The sequence below is a fragment of the Streptosporangium sp. 'caverna' genome, assembly GCF_003203775.1.
Taxonomy (GTDB): domain Bacteria; phylum Actinomycetota; class Actinomycetes; order Streptosporangiales; family Streptosporangiaceae; genus Streptosporangium; species Streptosporangium subroseum.
In genome coordinates this window covers 7,313,765-7,326,217 of record NZ_CP029711.1, presented here as the reverse complement: position 1 = coordinate 7,326,217, position 12,453 = coordinate 7,313,765, and the positions used below count along the sequence as shown (strand labels likewise).

The 12,453-nt window shown below is 68.2% G+C and carries 10 protein-coding genes; 8 read left to right on the top strand and 2 right to left on the bottom strand.

The window, feature by feature from the left end:
- The first annotated feature begins 139 nt into the window (after positions 1-139).
- The 5 genes from DKM19_RS49945 to DKM19_RS31980 all read left to right on the top strand — a co-directional run bounded on the left by DKM19_RS49945 (position 140) and on the right by DKM19_RS31980 (position 6,021).
- Positions 140-1,006 (top strand): bifunctional 2-polyprenyl-6-hydroxyphenol methylase/3-demethylubiquinol 3-O-methyltransferase UbiG, encoded by an 867-nt coding sequence (locus DKM19_RS49945; protein WP_162641932.1) that lies wholly within the window; start codon positions 140-142, stop codon positions 1,004-1,006.
- Positions 1,007-1,127: 121 nt separating this feature from the next.
- Complete coding sequence (locus DKM19_RS31995; protein ID WP_162641930.1) at positions 1,128-2,378, top strand: hypothetical protein; 1,251 nt, start codon at positions 1,128-1,130, stop codon at positions 2,376-2,378.
- Between the two features lie 11 nt (positions 2,379-2,389).
- Positions 2,390-3,490: a glycosyltransferase family 4 protein gene (locus tag DKM19_RS31990; RefSeq protein ID WP_162641929.1), complete on the top strand. Its 1,101-nt coding sequence runs from the start codon at positions 2,390-2,392 to the stop codon at positions 3,488-3,490.
- Positions 3,487-4,623 carry a glycosyltransferase gene (locus tag DKM19_RS31985; protein WP_162641927.1) on the top strand — a complete coding sequence of 379 codons (1,137 nt, stop codon included), beginning with the start codon at positions 3,487-3,489 and terminating at the stop codon, positions 4,621-4,623. The genes DKM19_RS31990 and DKM19_RS31985 overlap by 4 nt, the downstream gene beginning before the upstream one ends.
- Positions 4,624-4,956: 333 nt before the next feature.
- A complete protein-coding gene (locus DKM19_RS31980) occupies positions 4,957-6,021 on the top strand; it encodes an acyltransferase (RefSeq protein WP_162641926.1) in 1,065 nt (354 codons plus the stop codon).
- Positions 6,022-6,428: 407 nt separating this feature from the next.
- Here DKM19_RS31980 and DKM19_RS31975 read toward each other — a convergent pair whose 3' ends face one another.
- Positions 6,429-7,562 carry an alkene reductase gene (locus tag DKM19_RS31975; protein ID WP_110700823.1) on the bottom strand — a complete coding sequence of 378 codons (1,134 nt, stop codon included), beginning with the start codon at positions 7,560-7,562 and terminating at the stop codon, positions 6,429-6,431.
- A gap of 97 nt (positions 7,563-7,659) precedes the next feature.
- Between DKM19_RS31975 and DKM19_RS31970 the strand changes: the two genes are divergently transcribed.
- The 3 genes from DKM19_RS31970 (at position 7,660) to DKM19_RS31960 (ending at position 11,566) form a co-directional block, all read left to right on the top strand.
- Positions 7,660-8,586: a LysR family transcriptional regulator gene (locus DKM19_RS31970; RefSeq protein WP_204358338.1), complete on the top strand. Its 927-nt coding sequence runs from the start codon at positions 7,660-7,662 to the stop codon at positions 8,584-8,586.
- Between the two features lie 204 nt (positions 8,587-8,790).
- Complete coding sequence (locus tag DKM19_RS31965) at positions 8,791-8,976, top strand: hypothetical protein (protein WP_162641924.1); 186 nt, start codon at positions 8,791-8,793, stop codon at positions 8,974-8,976.
- A 397-nt stretch (positions 8,977-9,373) separates the two neighbouring features.
- On the top strand, positions 9,374-11,566 hold the full coding sequence (locus DKM19_RS31960; protein ID WP_110700817.1) for a hypothetical protein: 2,193 nt from the start codon (positions 9,374-9,376) through the stop codon (positions 11,564-11,566).
- 126 nt (positions 11,567-11,692) lie between these two features.
- On the opposite strand, the gene DKM19_RS31955 is transcribed toward DKM19_RS31960, so the two are convergent.
- Positions 11,693-12,391, bottom strand: a complete 699-nt coding sequence (locus tag DKM19_RS31955; RefSeq protein ID WP_110700815.1) for a bifunctional 2-polyprenyl-6-hydroxyphenol methylase/3-demethylubiquinol 3-O-methyltransferase UbiG — start codon at positions 12,389-12,391, stop codon at positions 11,693-11,695.
- Positions 12,392-12,453 lie beyond the last annotated feature (62 nt).

Here is a 12,453-nt window from a genome sequence, read left to right as displayed (position 1 = left end):
CTCTCGCTGGATGGGCAGTCGAATGACCCTTGCGGAAAACGTACCCGGCAGTGCCCGCGTTGGGATTCCCTGGCACTCCGCACTGTGCTGTCCCCGCTGCGGTGGCTCACTCGGCAACGGGGACGAACTTCGATGCGACATGTGCGAGGCGGGGTATCCGATCGACAACGGGATTCCACGGTTCGTTCCCCGGGACAACTACGCGGAGGGATTCGGATTCCAGTGGAACCGGCATCGGCTGACGCAGCTTGACTCCTACACCGGCATGCCGATCTCACGCGATCGCCTGATGACCGGGAGCCGCTGGTCCGCGGACGAGCTGCGGGGCCGGAGCGTGCTCGAATGCGGCAGCGGCGCGGGGCGCTTCACCGAGGTGCTGTGCGAGACCGGCGCCACCGTGACGTCGTTCGACATCTCCAGCGCCGTCCATGCCAACGCCGCCTCGAACGGCCGCTTTCCCAACCTGCGGCTCGTGCAGGCGAGCATCTACGACCTGCCCTTTCCCGAGGAGTCCTTCGACTTCCTGCTCTGCTTCGGAGTCATCCAGCACACGCCGGACGTCGAGCGGACGTTCAAGACGATAATGCGGTATCTGCGGCCCGGAGGCCGCTTCTGCGTCGATGTCTACGCGGCGATCGTCGCCTATCCGCACCCCCGGCAACTGCTGCGGCCCTTCACCAGGCGGATGTCTCCCGCGAAGCTCTATCCACTGGTGGAGAGGGCCGTTCCGCGCCTGCTTCCGCTGTCCATGACGCTCTCCGCCGCCCCGGGGGTGGGCCCGTACCTCGCCCGTCTGGTGCCGGTCGCGAACCACCGGCACCTGGGCCTGAGAAACGGGGAGACGCTGAGGAACTGGTCGGTGCTGGACACGTTCGACTGGCTGTCACCGCGGTACGAGAAGCCGCAGTCGCGCCGGAGCGTCGAACGCTGGACCAGGGATCTGGCGCTGCGCGAGGTCTCGATCGAACGGCGACGTGGAATGTACGTCATCCGCGGCGTCAAATGACCGGCGGATCGGGTCCGGTCTCACGGCCGACGGCGCCTCGGCGGAATCACTTGTCAGCACCTCGACCATGTGACGGGCTCTCCATACCATGATCATGATGTGGACCGGAGGTGCTTCCTTCATGGAGTACGTCCTTGTCGTGACGCTGACGGCGCTCTGCGTTCTGATGGTTCACGCGAGCCTGGACAGGAGAGCGGCGAACCGGGTGCTCCCGGTGGTGCTCGCCGCTTTTTTCGTCCGCCTGATCGTGCACGTTCTGGTGATGCGGTCCGGCGTCATCGGTTACGGCGGAGACAACCACACGTACCAGACCAGGGCGCTGGAGGTCGCCGCGTACTGGAACCGTGAGGGTTTCCGGTTCGTCACCTCCGAGCAGATCGGATCCCTGTACTCCGTCGAGGTGCCGTGCAATCTCTTCGGGGCCGTCGTCTACCTGGTCGGCGGACCGGCTCCGCTGGCCTGTACGGCGGTCGTGGCCCTCATCGCCTGCGGTCTGTGCGTCGTCATGTACAGGTTCGCGCGGCTCATCGGCGCCGACGAGCCCGCGGCGTTCCGGCTGCTGATCTTCGTGGCCTTTCTTCCGGCCTTCCTGGTGCACACGTCCGACACGTTCAAGGACGGCATCAACGCGTTCCTCGTCGTGGCCTGCCTCGGTCTCGTCGCCTCGAGCGTACGGCGCTTCGACGTGGGAAAGCTGCTCCTGCTGATCCCGCTGCTGTGGGCGCTCTGGCATGTGCGACCGTACATGGTCTTCATGTGCGGACTGCCGCTGATCTTTGGGCTTTCGAGCATCAAGCGTAGGTTGTCCATGCGCGGCCTGGTCGTCTCCACGGTGCTGCTCGCGGTCGTCCTGGCGCTCATTGAGGGCGCGGGCGGAAACTCGCCGTTGTCGATGATGCAGGAACAGCTGGATCACGGTCAGTCGGCGGTGGTGCGCAACGCCAATGCCGACGGTGGTTCCGGCGTGCTGTTCGAGGACAGCGGAAACGCGTGGGGTGCGTTCGGGCCCAAGCTCCTCTACACGCTTCTGGCTCCGTTTCCCTGGATGAGCGGCAGCCTGGCGCTGCAGTTGGGAAAGATCGACACCTTTTTCTGGTACTACCTCGTCTACAGCGCGGTGCGCGGGGCCCGCCGGTTGTGGAACCACGATCGCACGCTGCTGTTCGTCCTTGTGCTGTTCATCATTCCGAGCACGATCGCCTATGCGACGACGATGGCCAACGTCGGCCTGATATTCCGCCAGCGAATTCCGATCGTGCTGGTCACGAGCCTGCTGTCCGCGATCGCGTGGACCAGGACGGAGCAGGGAGGGCAGCTGCTTCCGTCGCTGCCCGCACCGATACGCGATCGGATGGGCGGGCTTCGGAAATGAGAATCCTCCGTGTGAGTTACAGCGTTCCGCCGGAACCGGGTGGTAAGGAGCGGCACGTCGAATGCCTCACCCGAGAACAGCTGAAGCGCGGTCATGAGGTGACGCTCGCGTTCCGGCGAGGGGACGTCGTGCCGGAGGGCGCGACGGTACTGCCCACCCGGCCGACTCCACTGTCGGTGGCCCTGGGGGCGAGGTCCGACGTGCTCGCGTTCGCGGCCGAGGTCGGGCGGGCACTTCGAGACGCCGGTCCCGCCGATCTGGTCCACCTTCATGGAGATCATGTTGAGGCGGCCGTTCTGGGGCCGGTCTGCCGGCGACGCGGCATTCCACTGCTGCTCACCGTGCACGGCGCCATGACGAGGCGACATCGTCCGATGGCGCGCAGGGCGCTGAGGACGGTCGACGCGTTCATCGCCCTGGGAACCCGGCCGCAGGGGGATCTCGTCGAGCTGGGGGTCGATCCGAGGCGGATCCTGGCCATGTCGAGCGGGCTCGACCTCGAAAGCGTCTCCGGCTTCCGGAGTCCGGTCGTCCGCGTCCCGGGCCTCGTGGTCAGCGTCGGCTCCCTGGATCCGGTGAAGAACCACGAACTCGTGATCGAGGCCATGGCCGTCCTCCGGCGGACCCGGCCGGGAGCCCGGCTGGTCATCGCCGGAGAGGGCCCGGAGCGAAACCGGCTACGCGAACTCTCGGGAACCGGCGGAGCGATCGAGCTGGCCGGTCACCTGGGCAGGAAAGAGATCTACGAGCTCGTCCGGCGCGCGCAGGTCTTCGTGCTGGCCTCGCGCCGCCTGGAGAGCAAGGGCGAGGGGGTGCCCACGGCCGCGCTTGAGGCGCTGGCTCTGGGCACGCCCGTGGTCCTCTCGTCGGAGGCGTCCCTGGATCCGGTGGTGCCGGACCACGGGGTCTACCGGACCTTCCGGTCCGGCTCGCTGGACGACCTGGTCGCCGTGCTCGGCGCCGTGCTCGACGACGAGGAGGCCCGGAGCCGGATGGGCGAGACGGGGATGCGAGCGGTCGCGGCCCTGGACTGGCCGGTGGTCGCGAGCCGGGTCGAGGAATGGTGTCGTGCGGCGTTGCCCACGGGCTCCCGGAACGGCGACGCGCGATGAGGGACCTGCGCGTGTGCGAGGTCGTCAAGACCCTTGACGCCGGAGGCGCCGAGGTGCTTCTCGTGGAGCGGCTCCGGCGCGCTCCCAGAGCGAACAAGGACTACACGGTCGTATGCCTCCAGGCGTCGACCGACGAGCTCATAGAACGGTTGCGGGCCTCGGGCATCACGGTCGTCAACCTCGGGCCGAGCCCGCGCCCACTCGTCTACGCCGACCTTGTCAGAACGGTTCGGCGGCTCGCCCCCGACGTGCTCAACGTGCACTCGCCGACGCCCGCCGCCGTGCTCTGGCCGTTCGTACGGCTCGCTCGGCGGCGGCCACTCCTGGTGTCGACGGTCCATTACTGCCGGCGACCGACCACCGTGCGCTTCAACCGTCTGACGACGGGGATCAGCATGCTCGCCGACCGGCTCACCCGCAGGTTCGACGACCGGACCGTCGCGGTCTCGTCGCAGGTGGCGCACTCACCCTCCGTTCGGGGGGCTCGACGCCTGCTGACCCGCGTGCACGGCGTGGACGTCACCGAGCAGCGGCTGTGGGCGACGCGCTCCGCGATCGTCCGGTGCGAGTTCGGCGTCCCCGAAGGGGCGTTCCTCGTGGCCTGCGTCGCCAATTTCCGGCCCGAGAAGAACCACTCGCTGCTGATCCAGGCCGCGGCCGAGGTGCTTCGGGCACGGGCGGACGCGGTATTTCTCCTGGCCGGCGACGGGCCGCTGAAGGAACACGTCGCCGGGGAGATAGAGCGGCGCGGGCTCGGCGGCCGCGTGCGGATCCTGGGCCGGGTGCGGCAGGCGGGGCGACTGGCCGCGGCGGCCGACCTGGTGGTCCTGAGCTCGCACTACGAGGGGCTGCCCGTGGTGGTCATGGAGGCGCTCGCGGCAGGGGTGCCGGTGGTGTCCACCGAGGTGGGAGGCATACCGGAGCTGGTCCGCTCGGGCTGGAACGGGATCCTGACGGAGCCGGGGTCGCCGGACGCGCTGGCCGCCGGAATCCTTGAGGCGATGGAACCCGACGTGCACCGCCTGCTGTGCTCCGGAGCCGCCGCCAGCTCGGAGGGCGTCGAGATGGCGGACACCGCCGAGTGGTTCGAGCACCTCTACGAGGAGATGACCTCGGCGGCGCGGCGCGACTGACAAGGAGCGTCACGGGAGGGCGCGACGGCGTCTCGACTCCGGTTGCCGGGATCCGGCGGTTTTCCCTTGTGTTGGCCCTCTCATGCCGACCTGTTCCACAGACTTGCAGATGCCGCGACTCGGAAGTCCCCGAATCGCGGCAAGCGAATACATACGATGCGACCGCCGACGTTTTCGCTGTCGCTCACGCAACCATTCCATCGGCTGGAACACGAAGCCGGACGCGTGTTCACACCTGGGCATCTCATGGGACGAATGCCGGTGACGATGTCCGGTGCCGCGCCCGTCAAGGCGCCTTCGCACCTCTGGCCAGGCAAGATTAAGGACGCATCGATGACAGCGAGGAGCTTTCGAACGCTTGACGGGATCCGCGGGGTCGCCGCGATATGCATCGTGGCGCACCACATGCCGCAGTGTTTCGGAAGCTGGCTGCTCTCCGCGCAGATGGCCGTCGACCTGTTCTTCGTTCTCAGCGGATTCGTCCTGGCGCATGTCTACGAGCCTCGTTTCCGCGCGGGCATGACTCCTCTGCACTTCCTGCGTTTACGGATCGTGCGGCTCTACCCGCTGTATCTGCTCGGAACGACCCTGGGGATTCTGCAGGCTGTGCTGATGGCTCAGTACTACCAGGGTCCGGACATCTGGAACTGGCCGAGGATCCTTCCGAGCCTTCCGTTCGCGGCCGTCATGCTCCCGGCACCGTTCGACAGGTACCTGTTTCCCTTCAACGCGGTCATGTGGTCGATATTCTTCGAGCTGGCCGCGAACCTCATCTGGGTCGTCTTCTGGCGTCGTCTCGAGCGCACCGGATTTCTGGTCGCCGTCGTCATCGGTTCCGGGGCGCTTCTGGTCGTGGACACCTTCCTGTTCAAGACCACCGCCGTCGGCATGGGATGGAACACGTTCCTGCCCGGCTTCCCGCGTGTCGTCTACTCGTTCATGCTGGGAGTCCTCCTTCATCGATTCCACGGCGCGGTGACCCTTCGCCGCGTTCCACCCGGCCTGCTGCTCGCGGCCATTCCGGTGATGGCGTTGCTGCCACTGGGCGCCTACGGCCAGTTGTTCTGCGCACTGGTCGTGCTTCCGTTGCTCGTGCTGCTCGGCGCGAAGAGCGAGACCTCGGGGATGACGAGGCTTTTCTGCGAGAAAACCGGGGCCGCGTCGTACGCCGTCTACGCGCTGCACCTGCCGGCGCTCGCCTTTTTCTCCGGTCTGCTGCTGATCTTCGGTCTCCAGATCGAGGACTCGCCCCTGCTCGGTCCGATCTTCATCGTGCTGGTGGTCGTGGGATGCGTGCTGCTGGCGGACAGGATCGAGACACCGATGAGGCAGTTGCTGTCACGGTTGATTCCGGAGCCCGCGCCCAGCGCCGTGGCCGTGGACCGGAAGGGGAGCTAGGGCCTGTACGGACTTCGGATCTTTAGGTGGATCGGAGGCTTCGGACCCACAAGATGGTTCCCCGTAGGTAAAGGCCGGCGAGGTAGCCGCCGGGAGTCTTGCCGAAGCGGAAGGCCGGCCCGCGCCACTCCTTGATCCGATTGATGCAGCGTTCCGCCGCGTTGCGCTGCTGGTAAAGCTCTGGATCATGGTTGACCGGGCGGCCGCCCCGGGAGCCGCGGTTCTTACGGTTGGCCGCCTGGTCACTTTTTTTGGGATGACGGCCTTGATGCGCCGCCGGCGCAGATAGACGCGGTTGCCGCGGGAGGAATAGGCCTTGTCGGCGGCGTGCCGTGTCCAGGGTGAGGTCGCCTCCCCGTCCCTCGTGACCGAGCCGATGGGTTGGGGAGACTCGCCCCAACGTCGGCTCATGCCTCCAGGGGCAGGCTTCGATCGGCCGCCGGGTAGCCGGTGTATCCGCCTGCGCCGCCCTGGTAGAAGGTTGCGCGGTCGGCCTCCGCGAGCGGTAGGCCGTGGGCGAAGCGCGTGGGCAGGTCGGGGTTGGCGATGAACAGCTGTGCGTAGGAGGCCAGGTCGGCCAGGCCCTCCGCGATCACTGCGTTGCCGGACTCCCTGTCCAGACTGGCGTTGGCGACGAGGGCGCCCCGGTAGAGAGACCGGAACCGTTTCAGGGACTCGAGGCGCTGATCGGCGGTGACTGTCTCGTTGGGGCGGCGGGTCATCATCAGGTGCAGATAGGCAAGGCGGTGGTCGTCCAGACGTTCGGCGACGTACTCGTGGCCTGCCAGGACCCCGGGCGACACGGAGCCGGTGCCGATGACCTGGTGCGGGGCGAACTTGACGCCGACCCGGTGCCGTGCCCAGACGGCGGTCACCGCGTCCAGCACCTCGAAGAGGAAGCGGGCCCGGTTCTCGGCACTCCCGCCGTAATGGTCGGTGCGCAGGTTCAGCGAGGGATTGAGGAACTGGGCGATGAGATAGCCACGTTGTGCGTGGATCTCCACCCCGTCGAAACCGGCCCGCTGCGCGTTGACGGCGGCCGTCCGGTACTCCTCGACGATCTCCGCGATCTCCTCGGCCGACAATGCTCTTGGGGTGACCGTGTCGACCTGCCCGCTGGTGGGCGTGAAGACCTTGATGCCGGGATTGACCGCAGAGGGGGCACCCGGGAGATGCCCGCCGCGGAAGGCCGGGTGCGAGGCCCCTCCGGTGTGCGCGAGTTGGGCGAAGATTACGCCGCCCTCCGCGTGCACCGCGTCGGTCACCGTCCGCCAGGCCTTCACCTGCTCCTGACTGTAGATGCCGGGCACGTTGATCGCACCGATGGCGCCGGGACTGATCCACAGGCCCTCAGACACGATCAGGCCGGCGCCGGCACGCTGCCGGTAGTACTCACTGTGCAGTGCTGTCGGAACCAGCTCGGCGTTGTCGGCGCGCGCCCGGGTCATCGGCGCCATCACGATGCGGTTCCGCAGCCGGACCGCTCCGAGATCGTAGGGATGGAGCAGAGGCTGCTCCGCTGCGTGCGGTGGGAAGGACATGCCCGCGCCTCCTCGGCGTGATGGGTGGGTGCGCCTTTCACGGTCACACTCGGAGGCTCATCGCGTCCAATGATTCATTTTCATCACAAGGATCAAAATGTGTGATGCTGATGAGATGGAGCTACGTCACCTCGAACACTTCCTTGCCGTCGCCGACACGGGCAGTTTCACCCAGGCGGCGAGGAACCTGCATGTCGTCCAGTCCGGAGTGTCAGCGACCATCAAGGTGCTGGAGCACGAGCTGGGTTCGAGTCTGTTCGTTCGCACCCCGCAAGCCGTGTCGCTCACCGCGGCCGGTCGAGCCTTCCTGCCCCGAGCTCGCGAGACTCTGAGCGCTGCACGAGCGGCCAAGGACGCCGTCCACCGCACGCAGGGCACTCTCCATGGTGAGGTGACCGTGGGCACGCTGACGTCGATCGACGTCGTGGATCTGGCCGGTCTTCTGGGTGCGCTGCGGGAGAGGCATCCTGCCGTCACCGTACGGCTGCGGGCGGCCGCGGGCGGTTCGGCCGACCTGGCACAGCAGCTGCGTGACGGCCGCATCGACGTCGCGTTCCTGTCGCTACCGGACCCGCTGCCCACCGGCCTGCTCGCCCGGCCTCTGGCGTACGCGCCGCTCAGGCTCTACGTGCCCGCCGGTCATCCGCTGGCGGGTGCCGGACGGGTGTTGCTGGCGCAGCTGGCGGAGTTCCCGTTCGTCGACTCCCCGCGGGGTTTCGGCAACCGCGTGGTGGTCGACCGGGCCTTCGCCACGGCCGGGGTGGACCGGGAGGTGACTCTGGAGGTCGCGGACATCGCCATGGCCGTCCCTCTCATCCGTGCTGGACTCGGTATCGGCTTCCTCAGCCGCTTCCTGGTCGTCGATGACACGGGCCTGGACGTGCTGGAGGTGGCCGACCACGATCTGCGGTGGCAGCTCGTCGTCGCCACGGCCGCGCGCCGCCGCCCCAGTGCTCCGACCGAGGCATTCCTGGATCTGCTCAGGGAGCTGCACCCCGCGTCGCTGGAGCTGGGCCAGCCGTAGTGCCATCAGATTCAGTGCTGAACACTATCAATATGAATTCTTTGACCTGATGGCTTGGGTCCGTGGACAGTGGACCGGCGCCGCAAGGAAACCGGTCACTCAGTGTTGCGGTGTTACCGCAGCTGTCCACCGTGCGCTTCTGCCGCATGAAAAGGAATTCGACATGACTTTGGCACTTGAGGGAAAGGGGGCGACAGCCCCGCAGTGATGATCGAGGAGATCGAGTACGCCCTGGACACCCTCGGCCTGGACGGTGTCATGATCAGCTCCAACATCGGCGGCCACTACTTCGGCGATCCGTTCCTGGAGCCGGTCCTCGCCGAGCTCGACCGTCGAGTGCGGGGCCGGCGCAGGTTCGGGATCGGACCGCGCTCACCCAGGGGCAGGTGAGGCTCGATCAAGGACCATTCGTCATCGGTGAGGTCTCCACGCGCCATGTCGATGGCCTACCAGGATCGGAGACCGACGCGCAGGCGAGTTCCTCTGATCTCAACTCCGTGCAGGCCCTAGGGCGAGGACCGCCTTCACCCCCGACACCGTGACGGAAGGTCGGGGCCGGACCTCGCCAAAAACGGGCAAGGACATCGCCGAGCGCGGGCGCCTGAGTCTCCATCGGACGTCCGAGGTCACCAGGCTTGCGTGCATGGACACAACTTCGCCCGTCCGAGGTTCCGGGCCGAGCCCGTTCGCGCCCGCGGGAGGCGTTCAGGCGAACGAGGCCGGGCAGGACGATCGGCGTCGGGGGACACGGCGTTCCTCGATATCGAGGTGGTCGCCGGCGGCGTTCGTGACCGTTCTCACGGTGGCCGTGCTGAGCCTCTACGATGTTCCGGCCTCGGACATGGCCCTCTTCGGCGCGTACGTCGCGCTGGGGCTGGCGCTTCCGGGTCTGTTGCTGATCCGCGTCCTTCATCGCCGCACGCGCACGCTGGCGGAGGAGGTCGCGCTGGGGCTGGCGCTGGGCTACGCCGTGGAAGTGCTCGCCTACATCGCCGCCCGGGCCGTCGGGCTGCCGTTGCTGGTCCTGGCATGGCCGATCACCACCTACGCGGTCTTCCTCGCCGTGCCCCGGCTCCGCCGGCACTGGCGGGGCGAGCCCCGCCCGAGAGCGCCGATCTGGTGGTCATGGTCCATCGCCCTGGCCATCGCGTATCTGGTCGCCTGGAGTGCCCGCACGGTTTTCCGGGTCACCCCCCTCACCTGGCCGGGGCTCGGGACGTCCTTCCGCGACATGCCGTTTCACCTGGCGCTGATCGGCGAGTTGAGGCATCACATGCCGCCCACCATGCCCATGGTCGACGGCGAGCCCCTCTTCTACCACTGGTTCGTCTACGCGCACATGGCGGCGGCGAGCTGGGTGACCGGGGTGGAACCCCTGATGCTGCTGCTCCGGCTGACCATGCTGCCCATGCTGGCCGCGTTCGTCGTCATCCTGGGCGCCATCGGGCGGCGTGTCATCGGCTTCCGCGCGGGAGCGCTGCCGGCCGTCGCGGGGACGCTCCTGGCGGCGGCGCCGAGCCTGTATCTGGGAACGAACGGGGTGTTCACCTGGGGAGGCATCCCGGATCTCGCCTGGACGAGCCCCACCCAGACCTTCGGCACGCTCCTGTTCGCTCCGGTGGTGCTCCTTCTCGTCGATCTTCTCGAACGCCGGCGGCGGGAGGCCGGTCCATGGCTCCTGCTCGGGGTCTTCCTGGTGGCGGTCATGGGAGCCAAGGCCACCTACCTGCCCCTGCTCGGCGCGGGACTGCTGGCGGTGGCCGCGGTCGAGGCGGTCGGCAGGCGCCAGCCGCCCTGGCCCGCGCTGGCCGCACTGGGGATGACCGCCGCGTGCTTCCTGTACGCGCAGGCGGTGCTGTTCGGCCGGGCGTCTCACGCCACCGTCGTGGACCCGTTGTCCTTCATGCGTACGGCCTGGGGAGAGTGGACGGGACTGGGCGACCGGGCGGCGCCCTCGCCGGCCTCGACGCTCGGGATCACGCTGGTGTTCCTGCTGTGCTGGCTCGTCACCTGGTCGGGAATCCTCGGGCTGCTGAGTCGGCCGCGGCTGCTCGTGCGGCCCGGGGTGGTCCTCATGCTGGGGATCGGCGCGGCGGGGCTCGGCACGATGTTCCTGCTCGGGCACCCCACCCGGAGCCAGCTCTTCTTCCTCTGGGGGGCCTATCCCTATCTGGCGATCGTCTCGGTCCATGGACTCGTCGCCGTCCTGCGGCGGGCACGTTTGTCACTCCGGTCGGTGGCGTTCGCGGCCGGCGCCGGGGTTGCCGCCTTCTACCTCGTCGCCTTCATCTGCGGCGTCACGATTCCCCTGGGTCCGGGGGAGGACGACGCCATCCTGTACCGGCCGTACACCGTGTTGTCGGCCGTCGCGGCGTCGGCGGCCCTCGTCCTGACCCTCACCCGCGGACGCCTTCGCGCGTGGGCCCTGATGACCGTCGCGTGCGCGGCCATCGGGCTCCCCGCCGACCTGCACGGCCGCGTCCTCGCCGTCGGGCACGACGTCGCGGAGAACGCCTCCGTCGAAACGACCCCGGCGATCCCGACGGGCACACTGGCCGCCGCACGCTGGTTGCGTGACCATTCGGACCCGGACGACCTGGTCGCCACGAACGCGCACTGCCTCTGGGAGCGTGAGAGCCCGTGTGACAGCCGCCACTTCTGGCTGACCGCGCTGTCCGAGCGCCGCGCGCTCGTCGAGGGGTGGGCGTACGCCTCGAAGAACCTGGAGCACTGGCGTCCGGGGCAGGAGGCGTTCACCCTGCCGTTCTGGGACCCCGAACGAGTCCGGTTGAACGACGAGGCCTTCGTCTCGCCTTCGGCGGCCGTGATGCGGCAGCTGCGGGAACGCTACGGGGTGCGCTGGCTCTTCGTCGACGAACGTCACGCGAGCACCGGCCCCGGGATCGGGAGATTCGCGGCCCTGCGGTTCCGCTCCGGCGACTACGCCGTCTACCGGATGGCGGACGGCACATCCCTGTGAGCGATCGCCGGGGCCGCTGACGGGCACGGGCCGATCTCCGGGGGAACGGCGGTGAGCGATCGTGAGAACGGCGAGCTCACAGCGGGCGACGCGCCCGCACGGTGAGCGATCGTGAGAACGGCGAGCTCACAGCGGGCGACGCGCCCGCACGGTGAGGGTGACTCCGGGAAGTGACCTGACCGGCAGGTACCTCTCCGCCACCATCACGGCGGTGAGGGCGGCGCCGACCAGGCGCGGCGTCTCCTTGAGGTCGAATCCGGTGCTCTTCTTCCTGCGCCAGGCGACGATCGGTCTCAGCAGGACGTTCCAGCTCCACATGGCGTCGATGACCAGGCCTCCCTCGGTCAGCAGGGTGCGCAGGCCGTCCCGCGTGTACCGGCGGACGTGCCCGCACGCCAGGTCGTGCGCCGACCAGAGCGCCATGTCGCAGGGGACCGTGATCAGCGCCGTTCCCCCGGGCCGGAGCACACGCACGATCTCCCGTACGGCTCTGTCGTCCTCCTCGATGTGCTCCAGCACGTCGAGCGCCAGCACGAGGTCGAACCGCATGTCGGGCAGGGGCAGATCCCGCGCGTCGGCGTGGATCGCCTTCAGGCCGCGCTCCCGGGCGAACCGCACCGCGGTCTCGGAGAAGTCCGCGACCAGCGCGTCCCATCCGTGCCGCACCAGCACGCGGGTGTTGCCGCCGCCCGCCGCCCCGATGTCGAGCGCCCTGCCCGGCGTGCCGAGCCGGCGCAGCTCCCGGGCGAGGACGGCACGCCGTTCGCGATACCACCAGTGCCGGTCCTCCAGCTCGACCATGCAACGGATCTCTGTGGCCTCCATGCGTCCTCCTCGGACCTGTTCGAATGTGTGAAGGGTTACTGCCTCATCGTGAGTGAGGTCAC